19 protein-coding genes are annotated in these 18,149 nt (G+C 70.6%); 11 read left to right on the top strand and 8 right to left on the bottom strand.

The annotated features are described in order from the left end of the window. Window positions 1-58 precede the first annotated feature (58 nt). Window positions 59-1,204, top strand: coding sequence for a GGDEF domain-containing protein (locus IM697_RS39140; protein ID WP_194041491.1), 1,146 nt, complete (start codon window positions 59-61; stop codon window positions 1,202-1,204). Window positions 1,205-1,291: 87 nt separating this feature from the next. Further along, window positions 1,292-2,830, top strand: coding sequence for a histidine ammonia-lyase (gene hutH, locus IM697_RS39135; RefSeq protein ID WP_194050057.1), 1,539 nt, complete (start codon window positions 1,292-1,294; stop codon window positions 2,828-2,830). An 84-nt stretch (window positions 2,831-2,914) separates the two neighbouring features. Here the strand turns inward: hutH and IM697_RS39130 are convergent, their stop codons facing one another. Further along, entirely contained in the window at window positions 2,915-3,679 is a 765-nt protein-coding gene (locus tag IM697_RS39130) for a hypothetical protein (RefSeq protein ID WP_194041489.1), read from the bottom strand. Between the two features lie 42 nt (window positions 3,680-3,721). Then, the gene (locus IM697_RS39125; protein WP_194041487.1) at window positions 3,722-4,060 is read right to left on the bottom strand and encodes a hypothetical protein; all 339 of its coding nucleotides are present in this window, start codon (window positions 4,058-4,060) and stop codon (window positions 3,722-3,724) included. A 109-nt stretch (window positions 4,061-4,169) separates the two neighbouring features. Between IM697_RS39125 and IM697_RS39120 the strand changes: the two genes are divergently transcribed. The 4 genes from IM697_RS39120 (at window position 4,170) to IM697_RS39105 (ending at window position 8,336) form a co-directional block, all read left to right on the top strand. Beyond that, entirely contained in the window at window positions 4,170-4,538 is a 369-nt protein-coding gene (locus tag IM697_RS39120; protein ID WP_194041485.1) for a hypothetical protein, read from the top strand. Between the two features lie 221 nt (window positions 4,539-4,759). Further along, window positions 4,760-6,007 carry a L,D-transpeptidase gene (locus IM697_RS39115; protein ID WP_228044343.1) on the top strand — a complete coding sequence of 416 codons (1,248 nt, stop codon included), beginning with the start codon at window positions 4,760-4,762 and terminating at the stop codon, window positions 6,005-6,007. 139 nt (window positions 6,008-6,146) lie between these two features. After that, on the top strand, window positions 6,147-7,592 hold the full coding sequence (locus tag IM697_RS39110; RefSeq protein ID WP_194041481.1) for an ABC transporter permease: 1,446 nt from the start codon (window positions 6,147-6,149) through the stop codon (window positions 7,590-7,592). A 60-nt stretch (window positions 7,593-7,652) separates the two neighbouring features. Then, the gene (locus IM697_RS39105) at window positions 7,653-8,336 is read left to right on the top strand and encodes an ABC transporter ATP-binding protein (protein ID WP_194041479.1); all 684 of its coding nucleotides are present in this window, start codon (window positions 7,653-7,655) and stop codon (window positions 8,334-8,336) included. Between the two features lie 94 nt (window positions 8,337-8,430). Here the strand turns inward: IM697_RS39105 and IM697_RS39100 are convergent, their stop codons facing one another. Both IM697_RS39100 and IM697_RS39095 read right to left on the bottom strand, forming a co-directional pair. Next, window positions 8,431-8,814 carry a VOC family protein gene (locus IM697_RS39100; protein WP_194041477.1) on the bottom strand — a complete coding sequence of 128 codons (384 nt, stop codon included), beginning with the start codon at window positions 8,812-8,814 and terminating at the stop codon, window positions 8,431-8,433. 250 nt (window positions 8,815-9,064) lie between these two features. After that, entirely contained in the window at window positions 9,065-10,105 is a 1,041-nt protein-coding gene (locus IM697_RS39095) for an NAD(P)-dependent alcohol dehydrogenase (protein ID WP_194041475.1), read from the bottom strand. A gap of 179 nt (window positions 10,106-10,284) precedes the next feature. On the opposite strand from IM697_RS39095, the gene IM697_RS39090 reads away from it, so the two are divergent. From IM697_RS39090 to msrA, 3 genes are all read left to right on the top strand, one after another. Further along, window positions 10,285-11,214, top strand: coding sequence for a helix-turn-helix domain-containing protein (locus IM697_RS39090; protein ID WP_194041473.1), 930 nt, complete (start codon window positions 10,285-10,287; stop codon window positions 11,212-11,214). Between the two features lie 57 nt (window positions 11,215-11,271). Further along, window positions 11,272-12,048, top strand: coding sequence for a class I SAM-dependent methyltransferase (locus IM697_RS39085; protein WP_194041471.1), 777 nt, complete (start codon window positions 11,272-11,274; stop codon window positions 12,046-12,048). Window positions 12,049-12,203: 155 nt separating this feature from the next. Then, entirely contained in the window at window positions 12,204-12,716 is a 513-nt protein-coding gene (gene msrA / locus IM697_RS39080) for a peptide-methionine (S)-S-oxide reductase MsrA (RefSeq protein WP_194041469.1), read from the top strand. Window positions 12,717-12,767: 51 nt separating this feature from the next. On the opposite strand, the gene IM697_RS39075 is transcribed toward msrA, so the two are convergent. Then, window positions 12,768-13,886: a hypothetical protein gene (locus tag IM697_RS39075; protein ID WP_194041467.1), complete on the bottom strand. Its 1,119-nt coding sequence runs from the start codon at window positions 13,884-13,886 to the stop codon at window positions 12,768-12,770. A 106-nt stretch (window positions 13,887-13,992) separates the two neighbouring features. Here IM697_RS39075 and IM697_RS39070 point away from each other — a divergent pair, with 106 nt between their 5' ends. Then, complete coding sequence (locus IM697_RS39070; protein WP_194041465.1) at window positions 13,993-15,147, top strand: cystathionine gamma-synthase; 1,155 nt, start codon at window positions 13,993-13,995, stop codon at window positions 15,145-15,147. A gap of 21 nt (window positions 15,148-15,168) precedes the next feature. Here IM697_RS39070 and IM697_RS39065 read toward each other — a convergent pair whose 3' ends face one another. From IM697_RS39065 to IM697_RS39055, 3 genes are all read right to left on the bottom strand, one after another. Then, on the bottom strand, window positions 15,169-15,417 hold the full coding sequence (locus tag IM697_RS39065; RefSeq protein ID WP_194041463.1) for a hypothetical protein: 249 nt from the start codon (window positions 15,415-15,417) through the stop codon (window positions 15,169-15,171). After that, a complete protein-coding gene (locus IM697_RS39060; protein ID WP_194041461.1) occupies window positions 15,414-15,926 on the bottom strand; it encodes a sigma factor-like helix-turn-helix DNA-binding protein in 513 nt (170 codons plus the stop codon). Before IM697_RS39060 ends, IM697_RS39065 begins: the two co-directional genes overlap by 4 nt. Window positions 15,927-16,139: 213 nt before the next feature. Then, complete coding sequence (locus IM697_RS39055) at window positions 16,140-16,646, bottom strand: MarR family winged helix-turn-helix transcriptional regulator (protein ID WP_194041459.1); 507 nt, start codon at window positions 16,644-16,646, stop codon at window positions 16,140-16,142. A gap of 164 nt (window positions 16,647-16,810) precedes the next feature. Here IM697_RS39055 and ilvA point away from each other — a divergent pair, with 164 nt between their 5' ends. Next, a complete protein-coding gene (ilvA, locus tag IM697_RS39050; RefSeq protein WP_194041457.1) occupies window positions 16,811-18,040 on the top strand; it encodes a threonine ammonia-lyase in 1,230 nt (409 codons plus the stop codon). Window positions 18,041-18,149: the final 109 nt, after the last annotated feature.

The following is an 18,149-nucleotide window of genomic DNA, read 5'->3' as shown; positions in this document are numbered from 1 at the left end:
CCTTCCCATTCGCCACACCAACGTCCCAAATCGGGGTAAAGCTCCCTAACCTGGAGTGATGGGTGAGGACAGGCGGCTCGCGGCCGTGGTGGCGCTGGCGCAGGGGATGGCGGCGGCGCACACCCCGCGTGAGTCCTGGCGGGCGGCGGCGCTCGGGGCGTGTCGGGCGCTGGCCGGGAGTTTTGCCGCGCTGTCGGTGTGGGAGCGGGAGCTCGGGCGGCTGCGGGTGCTGGTGAACGTGGGCGACCGCGCGCGGGGGGAGGAGGAGTTCCCGGGGGACGAGGCGTATCCGGTGCATCAGTTCCCGGAGATCACCGAGTTCCTGCACGAGCGGTGGGTGGCCGGGGGTGAGCCCAACGCCTGGGTGGAGACCGCCGAGGGGCCGGCCGCCGGGCAGCCCGGGTACTGCCATCAGCGGGTCGCGGCGCTACGGCGGCGGGGGCGGGGCTGCTGTGTCGTCGCGCCGGTCGTGCTGAACGGGCGGGCGTGGGGGGAGCTGTACGTCGCCCGGTCCGCCGGGGCGCCGGTCTTCGACCGGGGGGACGCCGACTTCGCCACCGTGCTCGCGTCCGTGGTCGCCGCCGGGCTCGCGCAGAGCGAGCGGCTGGAGGAGGCTCGGCGGCTGGCGTTCACCGATGCGCTGACCGGGCTGGCGAATCGGCGGGCCGTCGATGTGCGGCTCGAGGAGGCGATCGAGCGGCATCGCCGTGACGGTGTGGTCGTCAGCCTCGTGGTGTGTGACCTCAATGGGCTCAAGCGGGTCAACGACACCCAGGGGCATGCGGTCGGGGACCGGCTGCTGGAGCGGTTCGGGTCGGTGCTGTCGCTGTGCGGCGCGATGGTGCCGGGGGCTCTGGCGGCTCGGCTGGGCGGGGACGAGTTCTGTCTGCTGGCGGTTGGTTCGGCCGCCGATGACGTGGTGAAGGCGGCGGACGAACTGTGCCGCCGGGCGGGGGATCTGGAGCTGGGGGAGGGGGTGGCGTGCGGGGTCGCGTCCACCGAGGAGCCGATCGGGGAGGTGCGCTCCGCCCGGCGGCTGTTCCGGCTGGCGGATGCCGCGCAGTACCGGGCGAAGGCCATGCGGGCCGATCGGCCTGTCGTCGCGGGGCGGCAGGGTCCGGACGACCCGGTGGTGCGCCTCGCCGACGAGCCCTTCGGGGAGGGGGTGGGGGATCGGCGGCGGTTCCGGGGGCGGCTGCCGTGACGCAGGTGTGCGCGGCTCTGTAAGGGGTGTACCGCCCATCCACTAGTGACATCTTCGTCTTCACTGCGTACGCTCCTGAATATGGATATGCACACTGTGGTGGTGGGGACGTCCGGGGTCACCGCGTCCGACGTCCTCGCCGTGGCGCGTGGTGGGGCCCGGGTCGAGTTGTCGCAGGAGGCGGTCGCGGCGCTTGCCGCGGCCCGGGGGATCGTCGATGCGCTGGCGGCCAAGCCCGACCCCGTCTACGGCGTCTCCACCGGGTTCGGCGCCCTGGCGACCCGGCACATCAGCCAGGAGCTGCGGGCCCAGCTGCAGCGCAACATCGTGCGTTCGCACGCCGCGGGGATGGGGCCGCGCGTGGAGCGGGAGGTCGTACGGGCCCTGATGTTCCTGCGGCTCAAGACCGTCTGTTCCGGGCACACCGGAGTGCGGCCCGAGGTCGCGCGGACCATGGCCGACGTGCTCAACGCCGGTATCACGCCCGTCGTTCACGAGTACGGCTCGCTCGGGTGCTCCGGGGACCTCGCTCCGCTCTCCCACTGCGCCCTGACACTGCTGGGGGAGGGGGAGGCGGAGGGCCCGGACGGGAGTGTGCGGCCCGCCGGCGAGCTGCTCGCCGCGCACGGCATCGCTCCCGTCGAGCTGCGCGAGAAGGAGGGCCTCGCCCTCCTCAACGGCACCGACGGCATGCTCGGCATGCTGGTCATGGCCCTCGCCGACCTCGACACCCTCTACAAGTCCGCCGACGTCACCGCCGCCCTGAGCCTTGAGGCACTCCTCGGGACGGACAAGGTGCTCGCGCCCGAGTTGCACGCCATCCGACCGCATCCGGGGCAGGGCGCCTCCGCCGCCAACATGCTGGCCGTGCTGAAGGGTTCCGGGCTGACCGGTCATCACCAGGACGACGCGCCCCGGGTGCAGGACGCCTACTCGGTGCGCTGTGCCCCGCAGGTCGCCGGCGCCGGGCGGGACACCATGGCGCATGCGCGGCTCGTCGCCGAGCGGGAGCTGGCTTCGGCGGTCGACAACCCCGTCGTGCTGCCGGACGGCCGGGTCGAGTCCAACGGCAACTTCCATGGGGCGCCCGTCGCCTACGTCCTCGACTTCCTCGCCATCGCCGTCGCCGACCTCGCCTCCATCGCCGAGCGCCGCACCGACCGGCTGCTGGACAAGAACCGCAGCCACGGTCTGCCGCCGTTCCTGGCCGACGACGCGGGTGTCGACTCAGGGCTGATGATCGCCCAGTACACCCAGGCCGCTCTGGTGAGTGAGCTGAAGCGGCTCGCCGTACCGGCCTCCGCGGACTCGATTCCGTCGTCCGCCATGCAGGAGGACCACGTCTCCATGGGCTGGTCCGCCGCCCGCAAGCTGCGCACGGCCGTCGACAACCTCACGCGCGTCCTCGCCGTCGAGCTGTACGCCGCCACGCGCGCCATAGAGCTGAGGGACGGGCTCGCCCCGGCACCCGCCTCGCAGGCCGTCATCGACGCCGTCCGGGCCGCCGGCGTCCAGGGCGCGGGGCCGGACCGGTTCCTGGCGCCCGACCTCGCCGCGGCCGACGCGTTCGTGCGCGGTGGGGAGCTGGTGGCCGCGGCCGAGAAGGTCACCGGACCGCTGCAGTGACGGTGACCGGCACCGGGAAGGGGCCCTGTCGGGCGTACGCGTACGGCTGACAGGGCCCCGGTGACGTGTGGGCGGCGCGGGCGGCTACTTCAGCTTCGTGGCCTGCGCGTCGATGATCTCGGCCGGGACGTCGTAGGGCTTGTCCGTCGCCAGCAGGCCCAGGTTCATCGTGTAGTACGTGGCGATGGTCGCGCCGTGGCGCACCACCTGGACGTGCGCCGTGCCCACGTCGCCGTCCCCGAGGTCGCTCTTCGTGGTGAACGCGACCGACTCGTCACCGGCGCCGGACGCCTTCTCCTCGGTGATCTTGTTGAGCTTCTGGTCCTCGCCCTGCATCACGAGGGGGAAGCCCCCGGAGCAGTTCCCGACCGCGTCCGACACGGACTTGAAGGTCTCCTCGGCGCCGGAGCCGTCGTACGAGGAGAGGCCCACCACCGTCACGTCGAGGTCCGTGGCCGTTGCGAACGCGTCCTCGAACTCCTCCGCGCTCATGTCGTCCATGGACTTGGAGGCCGTGTCGGTGGGCTTCTTGCGGTCCTGCGTGGCCAGCACGGCGGTGTTCGACACGGCCGAGTCGGCCGGCGGCAGGCCGCTCATGGCGTAGGCGAGCGGGCGGCACTTCTCGTCGGTGCTCTTGATCTGGTCCTTGGACGGCAGCTGCTTGCCGGAAGCGTCCACCTTGTAGCCGTCGACATCGCCCTGGGCGATGATCGCCTTCTTCAACTCCGCGGCGCTGAGCGCCTTCGCGTCCGAACCGCCGGAGTCCCCGCCGCAACCCGTGGCAAGGGCGAACGTCAGCACGCTCACAGCAACCGTGGCGGCCGTACGCACGCCCGATGATCTCTTCATGGGCGGACTATGAGGTCTGGGTCAAAACGACGTCAAGCGGATTCAGAAATCCGGACGTTCGCGGCGGACCGAGTAGGCGATGAAGCCCGCGCCGAGGGTGAGGCACAGGCTGCCGCCGACGACGTACGGCGTGGTGTCGAAGCTTCCGGTGTCGGCGAGCCGGGTGTCGTCCGCCGTGTCGGCGCCCGTACCGTCGGAGGCGGCCCGCGCCTGCTGGGTGACCTGGGTCGAGGGGGTCGCCGAGGGCTCCGTTCTCGCCGGCTCGTCGCCCGTCGCGTTCGCGGAGGGAACGAACCACAGGGCGCCGAGGAGGGCTCCCGCGGCGGTGGCGGTCAGCAGCGATCGGCGTGCGGTGGACGACGATCGGTGAGCGGCGGACACGGAATATCGATCCCCTTGTGGTGCTGGCGAATTGGCCGTGTGGGGCGATGTTAGTGAAAGTGGCGGGTCACGGGAAAGTCACGGGAGAAATGGGCCGTACGCTCCGGGCATGAGTACTCCAGAAACATCACGTTTTGTCCGGCTTCGCATTGAAGTCGTTCTCGAAGTGGACGACGCGGACGCCGTGACCGAGGCCGCTGTGCGGCGAATCCGGGAAGAAGAGGCCGGCAATGCCGTGGCGGTGGACGAACGGGTCCATGTCGAGAGTGCTGTGACGGAAGACACTGCGGAGGCCCTCGCCTATCTCATTGATCCGTTCGACCTGGTCAGCGAGGTACCGGGAGTCGAACTCGCCCAGGCCTCCTGGTCCAGCGAGCGCATCGAGTACGACCCGGATTCGCCGGAGTGGGACCTCGACGAGGATGATGGCGACGAGGACTTCGACGGCGAGAACGAAGGGGCCGAGCGGGCCGGCTGAGGCGTCTTGGGGAATTCGTGACCCCGGGCGGCAACCGCCGCCCGGGGTTTCGTCGTCTCATGGGAGGCACTGACCGACATCCGCACCACCCGCCCCGGCGGACGTGGTGTGCCCCACACATACAAGGGATGTGGAACGGGACGAACCGGTCGTAGCGTTGAAGGTTCTTGACGGGGGCTCTCGGGGTTTTTGGGGATTCGGGAAAGATGGAGAAGCGTGTGATGACGAACAGTAGGCGGCGCAGGGGCCTGACGGTCGCGTCCGCACTGCTCGGCGGTGTCCTGGTGCTCTCGGCCTGCTCCGGGGGCGGGGACGATGCCTCCGCGGGCGACGGCGACACCTCGCAGGCGAAGGTCGACGAGGCGGCGGCCAAGGAGACCTCCGAGGCTCAGATCAAGATCACGCCGGAGGACGGCACCGACAACGCCTCCATCAACAACTCCGCCGCCGTCACCGTGAGCAAGGGCACGCTCACCGAGGTGACGATGACGACCGCCGACGGCGCCGCGGTCGAGGGCGAGATATCCGCCGACAAGACGAGCTGGAAGCCCAGCGCCCAGCTCGACCGCTCCACGACCTACAAGGTCGCGGTCACCGCGAAGGACTCCAAGGGCCTCGAGGCGCACGAGAACGCCTCCTTCACCACGGTCTCCCCGAAGAACAGCTTCCTCGGCTACTTCACGCCGGAGGACGGCTCCACCGTCGGCGTCGGCATGCCGGTGTCGATCAACTTCGACAAGGCGATCAGCAACAAGGCGGCCGTCCAGAAGGGCGTCACCGTCTCCAGCACCAGCGGCCAGGAAGTGGTCTGCCACTGGTTCAACGACACCCGCATGGACTGCCGGCCCGACGACTACTGGGCGGAGGGCTCGACCGTCACCCTGAAGATGGCCCTGGACGGCGTCGAGGGCTCCGACGGTGTCTACGGCGTCCAGGAGAAGACGGTCACCTTCAAGATCGGCCGCAACCAGGTCAGCTACGTCGACGCGAAGACCAAGCAGATGAAGGTCACGCAGGACGGCAAGACCGTCAAGACCATCCCGATCTCCGCCGGTTCGCCGGAGAACAAGACCTACGAGGGCGTCATGGTGATGTCCGAGAAGTTCGAGGAGACGCGCATGAACGGCGCGACCGTCGGCTTCACGGACGACGACGGCAAGGGCGAGTACGACATCAAGGACGTGCCGCACGCCATCCGCCTGTCCACCTCCGGCACCTTCATCCACGGCAACTACTGGGGCGCCAAGTCCATCTTCGGCAACGTGAACACCAGCCACGGCTGTGTGGGCCTGTCCGACACCAAGGGCGCCAAGGACAAGGGCACCGCGGGCTACTGGTTCTACAACAACTCGATCGTCGGTGACGTCGTGGTCGTCCAGAACACCGGCGACAAGACCATCGCGCCGGACAACGGCCTCAACGGCTGGAACATGGACTGGGCGCAGTGGAAGGCCGGTTCGGCCGTCTGACCTCTGACAGCCGCCTCACAGCCGACCGATGCCGCCCCCAGGGGCGGCATCGGTGTTTCCGAGGGCGGTCCCAGCCTTCTCATCCATCTCTTATTTCGGCCTTATCCAGTCATCACGCGCCGTCCCTAGCTTGCGGCGCATGTTCTTCACCTACCTGAGGCGCGAGCTGCGCCGCCGCAGAAAGGCGGCCCTCGTCGTCGCCTCCGGACTCGCGCTGGGCATCGCGCTGGTCATCGTGGTCAACTCCGTGTCCTCCGGCATGAGCAGGGCCCAGGACAAGGTCCTGCAGTCGCTGTACGGCCTGGGCACGGACATGACCGTCACCAAGGCCGCCGAGCCCGCGTCCGACGGCTCCGAGCGGCCGCGGTTCCGGTTCGACGCCCAGAGCGACGGCTCCGAGGAGGAGCAGAGCAGCGACCGCGTCATGGTCCAGGGCTTCCAGACCCTGTCGGCCTCGACCGTGACCGAGGTCGGCTCGCAGAGCGGGGTCCAGGACGCGGTGGGCGGGCTGAGCCTTCAGGTCATCAAGGTCAGCGGGGAGTTCACCCGCGGGCAGTTCCAGCAGGACCAGAACAGCGGGGGCCGGCAGGGCGGCGGACCCGGGCAGCCGCAGGGCGAAGTGCGGGGCGGCGGTGCCGACTTCGACGTCAACAACTACTCCGTCTACGGTGCCGATGTCACCAAGCCGGCGCTCGGACCGCTGACCTCCTCGAAGATCACCAGCGGGCGTACGTTCAAGGCGACGGAGACCGACGCCGAGGTCGTCGTCGCCGACACCTCGTACGCCAAGGAGAAGAAGCTCGAGGTCGGCTCGACGGTCACCATCAAGGGCACCGAGTTCGAGGTGATCGGCATCGCCACGCCCGACAGCGGTGACGCGGCCGCCAACCTCTACATCCCGCTGAAGCAGGCGCAGACGCTCGCCGACGCGAAGGACGAGGTCACCACGATCTACGTCAAGGCGACCGACTCCCAGCGGATCGACTCCGTCAAGTCGGCGATCCAGGAGAACATCTCCGGTACGACGGTGACGACCTCGGCGGATCTCGCGGACACGGTGTCCGGCTCCCTGTCCACGGCGTCCTCGCTGGCGACGAGCGTCGGCAGGTGGCTGTCGATCGCGGTGCTCGTGGCGGCGTTCCTGGTGGCCGGTCTGCTCACCTCCTCGGCGGTGTCGCGCCGGGTGCGGGAGTTCGGCACGCTGAAGGCACTGGGGTGGAAGTCGGGGCGGGTGACCCGGCAGGTGGTCGGTGAGGCGATCGTGAACGGGCTGCTGGGCGGGGCGCTGGGGATCGCGCTGGGCCTGGCGGGGGCGTATGTCGTGACGGCGATCAGCCCGACGCTTCAGGCGCAGCTCGGAGGCGGCGGTAGCGGTGGCGGCACGGGCGGCGGCCCGGGTGGCGGCGGCCTCATGCGGCGGTCGGCCGGCACCACACTCGACGTCGCCCTGACGGCACCGGTCAGCCTCGCGACGGTCGCCCTGGCGGTGGGGCTCGCGGTGACCGGTGGACTGATCGCCGGCGCGTTCGGCGGCTGGCGGGCGGCTCGACTGCGGCCGGCGGACGCACTCAGGCGCGTCGAGTAGCGGAACGATCCGATCCACCCCGAACCCCACGCCACTCCACACCACCCAGGAGCACCCACCATGTACGAACTCAGAAACGTCACCAAGCGCTACACCCGAGGCAAGGAGACCATCCACGCCCTCGACGGTGTCGACCTCACCATCGCCGACGGTGACCGGCTCGTCATTCAGGGCCCCACCGGCGGCGGCAAGTCCACCCTCCTGCAGATGCTCGGGGGGCTGGATCGGCCGTCCTCCGGGGAAGTCGTGCTCGACGGGACCGACTTGGCCAAGCTCCCGGAGGCCCGGCTGACCAGGGTCCGCAGTGAGAGCATCGGGTTTGTGTTCCAGGCCTTCAACCTGATCCCCACCCTCACCGCACAGGAGAACGTCGAGACCGCCCTCGTCCCCCTCGGCATCAAGCCGAAGGAACGGCGGGAACGCGCCGCCGAGGCGCTGAACTCCGTAGGTCTCGGTGAGCGGCTCGCACATCTGCCCTCCGAGATGTCCGGAGGACAGCAGCAGCGCGTCGCCATCGCCCGCGCCCTCGTCAAGCAGCCCAAGGTGCTGCTCGCCGACGAACCCACCGGAAACCTCGACGAGTCGATGCGCGACGAGATCATGGACGTACTCGAACGCATGTGGAAGGAGCTGGGGCTGACCTTCATCATGGTCACCCACGACTCCGCCATCGCGAAGAAGGCCCCGCGGATCGCCACCATCCGCAAGGGCCGGATCAGCGTCAAGGAGAACGCGGGGGCGTAACCCGGCGAGGGGTGGCGGAGTTCGCGCCGTCGCGCATGCCGTCAGGGCGGAGCGGTGATGTGACGGGCTTGCCGGGCCAGAGGTGTGACCCGCGTCAGCCGCCGCTGCCGTACGGCCTGGTCAGGATCTCCAGATTGTGGCCGTTCGGGTCCTCGAAGTACGTGCCGCGGCCGCCGTCGTTGTGGTTGATCTCGCCGGGGCGGCGGTGGCCCGGGTCGGCCCAGTACGTCAGGCCGGCCTGACGTATCCGGCCGAAGATCGTGTCGAAGTCGTCCTCCGACACCAGGAACGCGTAGTGCTGCGACGTGATCGCGCCCGGCGAGTCCAGATAGTCCAGGGTCACGCCGTTGGGGATCTCGACCGGGATGAACGGACCGTACTGCGGGCTCACCTCCAGTCCCAGGATGTCGGCGAGGAACCGGGCGGACTCCTTCTTGTCGTGCGCGGCGACGATGGTGTGGTTGAGCTGGACGGTCATCGGGCTGCCCCCTCGTGTGCACGGTGCGGACTGGCTCCTTCGCTTTCACGCTAGGCGGGCCGGCCCGGCGGCACATCGGTCGTGGGGAGGGGGTGGCGCTACTCCTCGGGTACTCGGGCTCCGGGCCGGGGGTACTTCATACCCCGGGGGTACGGGCGGACCGGGCGCGGCTCGGGCTCGCCGTCCGCACGCCACTGCCACCGAGGGCCCCGGAGCGGGGTGGCTCCGGGGCCCTTCGGGCGCGTCGCGGTCAGATCGTCGCCGTGTCGATCACGAAGCGGTAGCGCACATCGCTGTTGAGCACCCGCTCGTACGCCTCGTTGATCTGGTCGGCGTCGATCAGCTCGATCTCGGCGCCGATCCCGTGCGCCGCACAGAAGTCGAGCATCTCCTGGGTCTCCCGGATGCCGCCGATGCCGGAACCGGCGAGGGTCTTGCGGCCGCTGATCACCGAGAACAGGTTCAGCGCGACGGGCTCCTCGGGGGCGCCGACGTTCACGAAGGCGCCGTCCGTCTTGAGCAGGGACAGGAACCGGTCCAGGTCCAGCGGAGCCGAGACCGTGGACAGGATCAGGTCGAAGCTGCCGCGCAGCTCCTCGAAGGTCTGCGGGTCGCTGGTGGCGTAGTAGTGGTCGGCGCCCAGCTTCAGACCGTCGTCCCTCTTGCGCAGGGACTGCGAGAGCACCGTCACCTCGGCGCCGAGCGCGTGCGCGATCTTCACGCCCATGTGGCCGAGGCCGCCCATGCCGAGGACCGCGACCTTCTTGCCGGGGCCGGCGTTCCAGTGGCGCAGCGGGGAGTAGGTGGTGATGCCGGCGCAGAGCAGCGGCGCGGCGACGTCCAGGGAGAGGCCGTCGGGGATGCGGACGACGAAGTTCTCGTCGACGACGATCTTCTGCGAGTAGCCGCCGTAGGTCGGCTCGCCGTTCTTGTCGAGGGCGTTGTACGTGCCGGTCTGGCCCTTGAGGCAGTACTGCTCCAGGCCGGCCCGGCAGTTCTCGCACTCACGGCAGGAGTCGACCATGCAGCCGACGCCCACGCGGTCGCCGACCTGGTACTTCGTGACGCCGGAGCCGACCTCGGAGACGACGCCGGCGATCTCGTGACCGGGGACCATCGGGAAGATCGCCTCGCCCCAGCCCTCGCGGGCCTGGTGGATGTCGGAGTGGCAGATACCGGCGAACTCGATGTCGATCAGGACGTCGAACTCGCCGACCGCGCGGCGCTCGATGGTGGTGCGCTCCAGCGGAGCCTTGGCGGAGGGTGCTGCGTATGCGGCAACGGTGGTCATGCCGGTTCTCCTAGCGGGGTATCGCGCCCGGCTGCCTTCTGGTCCTGCTGTTCGTCCGGGCACGCTCTCAGCCTGCCGAGGCGGTCGGCGCTCACCCAGACCTCAGTCGTTCGTACGTCGGCCGGTCCTACCACTGACGGGGACAGGCTGGTGGGCGTATGAACGGGAATACTCGAGGCATGGATGAACAGCCCCGATCCGTGTCAGGACCGGCCGCCGGAACCGGGCGCGGCCTGGACCCGCGCGCCGAGCTCAGCGAGTTCCTGCGCACCCGGCGGGCCCGGCTGAAGCCCGAGGACGTCGGGCTGCCCGACTTCGGCCGGCACCGCAGGGTGCCGGGGCTGCGGCGCGAGGAGCTGGCGCAGCTCGCCGGGGTGTCCGTGGCGTACTACACCCGGCTGGAACAAGGCAACGGGCGCAATGTCTCGGCGGAGGTCCTCGACGCCATCGCGCGGGCACTGCGCCTGAACGACGCCGAGCATGCGCACCTGACGCACCTGGCGAAGCCGAAGCAGCACAAGAAGAAGCAGGCGGCGCGCACGGAACAGGTGCGGCCGGCGCTGCGGCAGCTACTGGACTCCATCCACGACGTCCCCGCGTACGTCTCGGGCCGGCGCTCGGACATCCTCGCCTGGAACGGGATGGCGGCGGCGGTCTTCGGCGACTGGGCGGAACTGCCGGCGAAGGAGCGGAACTGGGCGCGGCTGGTGTTCCTCAGGTCCGAGTACCGCGAGCTGTTCGTGGAGTGGGAGCAGAAGGCGTCCGACATGGTGGCCTTGCTGCGCATGGACGCGGGCTGCCACCCCGACGACCCCCGCCTGTCCGCCCTCGTCGGCGAGCTCTCCGTCAAGAGCGAGGAGTTCCGACGGCTGTGGGCCATCCACGACGTCAAGGAGAAGAGCTACGGCGTCAAGCGCCTGCGGCACCCCCTGGTGGGCGAGCTGACCTTGAACTTCGAGTCCTTCCGACTGACCGACGGCTCGGAACAGAACCTGGTCACCTACCACGCGGAGCCGGGCTCACCGTCGGCGGAGGCCCTGCGACTGCTGGCGAGCTGGGGCGCGGACGCGACGAAGGCGGGGACGGGGGCGTCGGCGTCCCCGGGGTGACGGGGCGCGGCAGCCGCCCCTGGCTGCGCAGGGCCGGCCACCTCTAGCTTGGGGACCATGCCCGGATCCTCAGCGCGGGACTTCTACGACGACCTGGCCCCCGACTACCACCTGCTCTTCCCGGACTGGGACGTGAGCATGGCCCGGCAGGCACGGTCGCTGGACGCACTCGTCCGCCGCCACCTGGGCCCGGGAGCCCGGCGGATCCTGGACTGCGCCTGCGGAATCGGAACCCAGTCCATCGGGCTGGCCCTGGCCGGCCACCGGCTCGTCGGCAGCGACCTGAGTCCCGTCGCCGCCGCACGTGCCGTGACCGAGGCGGCCGCCCGCGGGGTGGATCTGCCGGCGACCGCCGCGGACATGCGTGCGCTGCCGTTCGCCTCGACCGCCTTCGACGTCGTCGTCTGCGCCGACAACTCGCTCCCGCACCTGCTGACCGCACAGGACGTCACAACAGCCCTGCACGGCATGCGACGGGTGCTGCGCGACGACGGACTCCTGATCATCACGATCCGCGCCTACGACGAGATCCGCCGCACCCGACCCACCTCGGCGCCGCCCCAGGTCGCACAGACCTCCGACGGCAAGGCCATCACCTTCCAGCTCTGGCACTGGCACGAGGACGGCGAGCGCTACGACCTGGAGCACTTCCAGCTCATCCCCACCGGGAACACCTGGACGGTCCGAGTCCGCCGGACCACGTCCTGGGCCCTGACCAGCCGGCAGCTCACGGACCTCGCCCGCGCGGCCGGCTTCACCGACCTGACCTGGCACACCCCACCCACCAGCGGCCACTACCAGCCGATACTCACGGCACGACGCGGATGCCCTTGAGGGGCGCAGGCGGCGATCGGCGGCCGCATGGCCGGCTGGACGGGCGTGGAATCGCTCGGAGCCCTCGTGCGTTGAGGAAGCTGGGCATCGGATCCCGGTGGTGTGCGAGCCGAGTAGCCCGAGTGATCAAGTCGACACGTATGGGAGGGCCGACAATGGCTGCGCAGACACAGAGGGCCGTGCTGGCGGGCGGATGTTTCTGGGGAATGCAGGACCTGATCCGTCGGCTCCCGGGCGTGACGGCGACCCGGGTCGGATACACCGGGGGTGACGTGCCGAACGCGACGTACCGCAACCATGGCACGCACGCGGAGGCCATTGAGATCCTCTTCGACCCTGAGAGGACCGACTACCGCGCGCTCCTGGAGTTCTTCTTCCAGATCCACGACCCGAGCACCAAGAACCGACAGGGCAATGACATCGGCCTCAGCTACCGCTCGGCGATCTACTACGTGGACGACGAGCAGAAGCGGATCGCCGAGGACACGATCGCGGATGTGGACGCCTCCGGCCTGTGGCCGGGCAAGGTCGTCACCGAGGTGGAGCCGGTCGGCCCCTTCTGGGAGGCCGAGCCCGAGCACCAGGACTATCTGCAGCGTTACCCGGACGGCTACACCTGCCACTTCCCGCGCCCGGGATGGCGGCTGCCCGCCCGCGCGGAGGGCTGACCGCGAGACGGTGCCGACGGCGGGCCGGGTCTCGATTCCCTCCCGTGCCCGTCAGTGCGGCAGCGTCGCCGGGCTTCCGCCGTTCGCCTCGTAGCCCGCCACCGCCAGCGCGCGGTAGACCGCGAACTCCGCGGCCGGGTCGGCGGAGAGCGTCCAGGGGAGGGCGCCCACGTGGCCGTCCACGTGTATCAGCTGGTCCATCGCTTCCGCCCAGCGCTCGCCCCGGACCAGGAAGAACACCAGCAGGTGCCGCACATGCGCCAGCATCGGGTCGTCGGGGCGGGCCGCGTGCACCGTGAACAGCGCCCCGTGGATCGCCTTCGTCACGACCTCGCTCTGGTAGAAGCCACTGACCAGGTTCACCTCGGGCAGATGCTCGAACACCGCGAAGAGCGGCATGGCGGCCAGCAGCGAGCCCTGCGGTGCGCGGGCCGCCGCCGCCTCCGCGAAGTCGTACGCCAGCTCCCGCGAGCCGTGCCACTTCTCGCACCAGTAGTGCAGGGCCGCCAGGTGTGCGCCCATGTGGGCCGGGGCGCGGTCCAGGATCTTCAGCCAGAGCTGCTCGAACTCCGGGCGGGGGTAGGCCAGTCCACGGGCCACCGACAGCTCGATGATGTACGGGATCGGGTCACCGGGAGCCAGCAGGGCCGCCTCGCCGCACGCCGACCTCGCCTCCTCCATGATGATCCGGAACTCGTCCGTGCCGGGCGTCGCCGTACGCCAGGCCTGCTGGACCAGGAACTCCGCCTGTACCGCCGCGCCGCCCGCGTCCTTGGGCTGCTCCGTCCGCCACACGCGCAGCCACTGCCCGCCCGGCGCCTCGCTGACCCCGCCCGGCCGCTGCTGCAGCTCCAGCGCGGCGGCGCCGGCGAAGGCCTGCACACGCTGCCAGCGCAGCTCGCCCTCCGCCTCCGTGCCGGCGAGGAGCTGAGAGGCCGCTCGGTAGTCCTGGGTGCGCTGCACCAGGTCCAGGACGTCCAGCAGGTCCTGGTCGGGGCCGGGCATGCGGATGTCCAGCTCCTCCTGCCGCACGAAGCCGTAGTTCGCCGGGTCCGCGGCGTCGGGGTGACCCGACGGGACCTGCTCGATCATGCCCCGCCTGCGGCGCAGGAACGGCACCAGCACGAAGCCGATCATGACCAGCGCGATCAGGAACCAGAGAATTTCCATGCCTCCAGCGTTCCAGACGCCGCCGACAATTGGCCAACGAGGTCGGGAGAACCCGAAGAACCCGCCGTCCGCCATCCGGTCCGTTCGCGCACTACGCTCGGTGCCCATGAGTGACAGGCACATCAGTCAGCACTTCGAGACCCTCGCGATCCATGCGGGCAACACCGCCGACCCCCTCACCGGCGCGGTCGTCCCACCGATCCACCAGGTCTCGACCTACAAGCAGGACGGCGTCGGCGGCCTGCGCGGTGGCTACGAGTACAGCCGTAGCGCCAACCCGACCAGGACCGCCCTGGAGGAGAACCTCGCCGCCCTGGAGGGCGGCCGTCGCGGGCTCGCGTTCGCGTCCGGACTGGCGGCCGAGGACTGCCTGTTGCGTACGCTGCTCAGCCCCGGCGACCACGTGGTCATCCCCAATGACGCGTACGGCGGCACGTTCCGGCTGTTCGCGAAGGTCGTCGCCCGCTGGGGGGTGGAGTGGTCGGTCGCCGACACCAGCGACGCGGCCGCCGTGCGGGCCGCCATCACCCCGAAGACCAAGGTCGTCTGGGTGGAGACCCCCTCCAACCCGCTGCTCGGCATCACCGACATCGCCGCCGTCGCGCAGGTCGCCCGGGACGCGGGCGCCAAGCTCGTCGTCGACAACACGTTCGCCACGCCGTACCTTCAGCAGCCGCTGTCGCTCGGCGCGGACGTCGTCGTGCACTCCCTGACCAAGTACATGGGCGGCCACTCGGACGTCGTCGGCGGTGCGCTGATCGTCAGTGACCCGGACCTGGGCGACGAACTGGCCTTCCACCAGAACGCGATGGGCGCCATCGCCGGGCCCTTCGACTCCTGGCTGGTGCTGCGCGGCACCAAGACGCTCTCGGTGCGCATGGACCGGCACAGCGAGAACGCCACGAAGGTCGCCGACATGCTCAGCCGGCACGCGCGCGTGACGCGCGTTCTGTACCCGGGCCTGCCCGAGCACCCCGGGCACGAGGTCGCCGCCAAGCAGATGAAGGCGTTCGGCGGCATGGTCTCCTTCCAGGTCGCCGGTGGCGAGGAGGCGGCCGTCGCGGTCTGCAACCGGGCCGAGCTGTTCACGCTCGGCGAGTCCCTGGGCGGCGTCGAGTCCCTCATCGAGCACCCGGGACGCATGACCCACGCCTCGGTGACCGGCTCCGCCCTGGAGGTGCCCGCCGACCTCGTCCGGCTCTCGGTCGGCATCGAGAACGTCGACGACCTGCTGGAGGACCTGCAGCAGGCGCTCGGCTAGGGCAGGGCGGCAGAGAGGGGCTCACCAGCCCGTCAGGGGTGGAGTCGTCTCCGACGGCGGCTCCACCCAGGGCTGGGCCGTCACGGCCCACACCGCGAAGGCCACGGCCGCCGCGAACAGGAGCGCCCACGTCAGCACCAGGGCCGCCCTCCTGCGGCGCAGCATACGGCCGCCGCGCCGGACGACCTCCGGGTACAGGTCCGGCGGTACGGGTGGCGGCGGGCCCTCCATGATCCGCCGCGCGGCCGCTTCCCGCTGGGCGCGGTTCACGGTGACACCGCCTTCGCCCCCAGCACGGCCGGAGCCGGCCCGCGCGGCGGATGCAGCAGCGTCGCCGTCGCCCGGTCGCAGATCGTGTGGACGCGCTCCGCGGGCAGGCCGAGCAGCGCGGCCGTCTGCTCCTCGGCGACCCCCTCGTACAGCCGCAGCACCAGGATCAGGCGCTCCCGCGGGGAGAGCCGGGCGAGCGGGCTGCCGGGGTGCGGGCGGGATCGGCCGAGGGCGACCGGGCCGGCGTACCGGTGCCAGGCGACCCGGGAGAAGCGGGTGGCCAGTTCCTGGCGGGCGCGGTCGTACGGGTCCTCACCGCGCAGTCGGTCCCAGCACGCGTACGTGTGCGCCAGGGCCAGCGTCAGCAGGCGTCTGGCGCGCGGGTTGGCCTCGGGCGGCTCCGCGGTGAGCAGTGTGGCGGCATGCAGCAGCCGCCCGGCCGCGCCCGCGACGAACGCCTCGAACTCCCGGTCCCGGCGGGCGTCCTGGACCACACTCCGTCGTCCCACCGCCCCTCCCGCCTGACCGCGCCTTGAGGACCGGCCCCCCGACCAGGCACGTGACACATCGGTCGCGTACGAAGAGGGCCCGGTTTCATATGAGGACAGCTTTCATATGAGGACAGCGCAGGCCCGGGGTCAAGAGCCGGGACCCGATCACCCCCGCACGCGGGCGTGCACGATCCGGGACAACCCGGGAGCCAGGGGGCGCGACCCCGCTGCTCAGGTCGCCGTGTGCGGCTCCGCGCCCGAGATTCCCTGGGCCGCCATCCGGGTGGAGAGCGCGGTGTTGAAGCGGGTGAGAAGCGTGCAGAACGCCTCGCGCTCCTCGGGTGCCCAGTCGTGTGTCAGCTCGGCCATCAACTGACGGCGCGAGGAACGCACTTCCTCCAGCCGGGACTGCCCGCGCGGCGAGAGCTGGAGCACCACCGCCCGTCCGTCCTCGGGGTGCGAGGTCCGCTTGACGAGCCCCGTGTCGACGAGCGGCGCCACCTGGCGGGTGACCGTCGACGAGTCGATCCCCATGCTCGCGGCGAGCGCCTTGACGCCCATGGGGCCTTCCTTGTCGAGGCGGTTGAGCAGGAGGTATGCGGCGCGGTCCATGGAGTTGCGCACCTGCCCGACCCCGCCGAGCCGGGTCTGTTCGGCACGACGGGCGAAGACCGCCACCTCGTGCTGCAGCGTGTCGAGGAGACCGCTGTCGGCGACGGTCGTCATGTCCATCGACATTTCAGGTGTTGTGGGCATGGCCGGGGGCTCACTTCATGAAAGGGGGTGCTGGGTTGGGGGACAGGGTACGCGGCCGGGGGGCGGGGTGTACCGGCGCTGCGCAAACCCGTCTCGGTGCTTGGTCACAACGCGGCCCCGCGCCTGTGAACTGCGAGACTTGTGTCATGAGCTACAGCACGGCTGACTCCTTGCCTCCTGTCACGCTCGACGACGTGCGCGGCGCGCAGAAGATGCTGACGGGCGTCGCGCGCGTGACGGCGATGGAGGGCAGCAGGCACCTGTCCCAGCTGGTGGGCGCGCCGGTGCACTTCAAGTGCGAGAACCTCCAGCGGACGGGGTCGTTCAAGCTGCGCGGCGCGTATGTACGGATCGCCGGGCTGCTGCCGGAGGAGCGCGCGGCGGAAGTCGTGGCGGCGAGCGCCGGCAACCACGCGCAGGGCGTCGCCCTGGCGTCGTCGCTGCTCGGCGTGCGCTCGACGGTGTTCATGCCGAAGGGCGCCCCGCTGCCGAAGATCAGCGCCACCCGGGACTACGGCGCCGAGGTGCGCCTGCACGGGCAGGTGGTCGACGAGACGCTGGCCGCGGCGCAGGAGTACGCGGCCGAGACGGGCGCGGTGTTCATCCACCCCTTCGACCACCCCGACATCATCGCCGGCCAGGGCACGGTCGGACTGGAGATCCTCGAGCAGTGCCCGGAGGTGCGGACGATCGTCGTCGGCATCGGCGGGGGAGGGCTCGCCGCGGGCATCGCGGTGGCGGTGAAGTCGCTGCGGCCCGACGTGCGGATCGTGGGCGTACAGGCGGCGGGCGCGGCGGCGTACCCGCCCTCGCTGACGGCCGGGCACCCGGTCGCGGTCGACAACCCGGCGACCATGGCCGACGGCATAAAGGTCGGCCGGCCCGGCGACGTGCCGTTCTGGCTCGTGCGTGACCTGGTGGACGAGGTCCGCACGGTCACCGAGGACGAGCTGGCCACCGCCCTGCTGCTGTGCCTGGAGCGGGCCAAGCTGGTCGTCGAGCCGGCCGGGGCGAGCCCGGTCGCGGCGCTGCTGAGCGACCCCGGCGACTTCGAGGGCCCGGTCGTCGCGGTGCTGTCCGGCGGCAACGTCGACCCGCTGCTGCTGCAGCGCGTCCTGCGGCACGGCATGGCCGCGCAGGGCCGCTACCTGGCCGTACGGCTGCGGCTGACGGACCGGCCGGGCGCGCTCGCCACGCTTTTGGGGGCGTTGTCAGTGGTGGACGCTAACGTCCTCGACGTGAGCCATGTACGGACCGACCCACGGCTCGGGCTCACGGAGGCGGAGGTCGAGCTGCACCTGGAGACGAAGGGCCCGGCGCACTGCGTCGAGGTCGGCCACGCTCTGCGCGAGGCGGGCTACACCGTCATCGGCTGAGGTCGGGCCACTCTTCGTCACTCGTTCGAGCAAGTCCATTGAGAGACGCGATACATCGCGTTATGGTGTGTCTGTATCGCATGGCAACCATCCTCAACGACGTGGAGAC

The organism is Streptomyces ferrugineus, from assembly GCF_015160855.1.
GTDB lineage: Bacteria > Actinomycetota > Actinomycetes > Streptomycetales > Streptomycetaceae > Streptomyces > Streptomyces ferrugineus.
Note: the sequence above shows the minus strand (reverse complement) of the source record. Positions and strands in the feature narration are given on the sequence as shown.

What these genes read in the sequence shown, in the direction of transcription:
- IM697_RS39140 (WP_194041491.1), top strand. Translation starts at nt 59, where the DNA reads ATGGGTGAGGACAGGCGGCTCGCGGCCGTGGTGGCGCTGGCGCAGGGG.
- hutH (WP_194050057.1), top strand. Translation starts at nt 1,292, where the DNA reads ATGCACACTGTGGTGGTGGGGACGTCCGGGGTCACCGCGTCCGACGTC.
- IM697_RS39130 (WP_194041489.1), bottom strand. Translation starts at nt 3,679, where the DNA reads ATGAAGAGATCATCGGGCGTGCGTACGGCCGCCACGGTTGCTGTGAGC.
- IM697_RS39120 (WP_194041485.1), top strand. Translation starts at nt 4,170, where the DNA reads ATGAGTACTCCAGAAACATCACGTTTTGTCCGGCTTCGCATTGAAGTC.
- IM697_RS39115 (WP_228044343.1), top strand. Translation starts at nt 4,760, where the DNA reads ATGACGAACAGTAGGCGGCGCAGGGGCCTGACGGTCGCGTCCGCACTG.
- IM697_RS39110 (WP_194041481.1), top strand. Translation starts at nt 6,147, where the DNA reads ATGTTCTTCACCTACCTGAGGCGCGAGCTGCGCCGCCGCAGAAAGGCG.
- IM697_RS39105 (WP_194041479.1), top strand. Translation starts at nt 7,653, where the DNA reads ATGTACGAACTCAGAAACGTCACCAAGCGCTACACCCGAGGCAAGGAG.
- IM697_RS39100 (WP_194041477.1), bottom strand. Translation starts at nt 8,814, where the DNA reads ATGACCGTCCAGCTCAACCACACCATCGTCGCCGCGCACGACAAGAAG.
- IM697_RS39095 (WP_194041475.1), bottom strand. Translation starts at nt 10,105, where the DNA reads ATGACCACCGTTGCCGCATACGCAGCACCCTCCGCCAAGGCTCCGCTG.
- IM697_RS39090 (WP_194041473.1), top strand. Translation starts at nt 10,285, where the DNA reads ATGGATGAACAGCCCCGATCCGTGTCAGGACCGGCCGCCGGAACCGGG.
- IM697_RS39085 (WP_194041471.1), top strand. Translation starts at nt 11,272, where the DNA reads ATGCCCGGATCCTCAGCGCGGGACTTCTACGACGACCTGGCCCCCGAC.
- msrA (WP_194041469.1), top strand. Translation starts at nt 12,204, where the DNA reads ATGGCTGCGCAGACACAGAGGGCCGTGCTGGCGGGCGGATGTTTCTGG.
- IM697_RS39075 (WP_194041467.1), bottom strand. Translation starts at nt 13,886, where the DNA reads ATGGAAATTCTCTGGTTCCTGATCGCGCTGGTCATGATCGGCTTCGTG.
- IM697_RS39070 (WP_194041465.1), top strand. Translation starts at nt 13,993, where the DNA reads ATGAGTGACAGGCACATCAGTCAGCACTTCGAGACCCTCGCGATCCAT.
- IM697_RS39055 (WP_194041459.1), bottom strand. Translation starts at nt 16,646, where the DNA reads ATGTCGATGGACATGACGACCGTCGCCGACAGCGGTCTCCTCGACACG.
- ilvA (WP_194041457.1), top strand. Translation starts at nt 16,811, where the DNA reads ATGAGCTACAGCACGGCTGACTCCTTGCCTCCTGTCACGCTCGACGAC.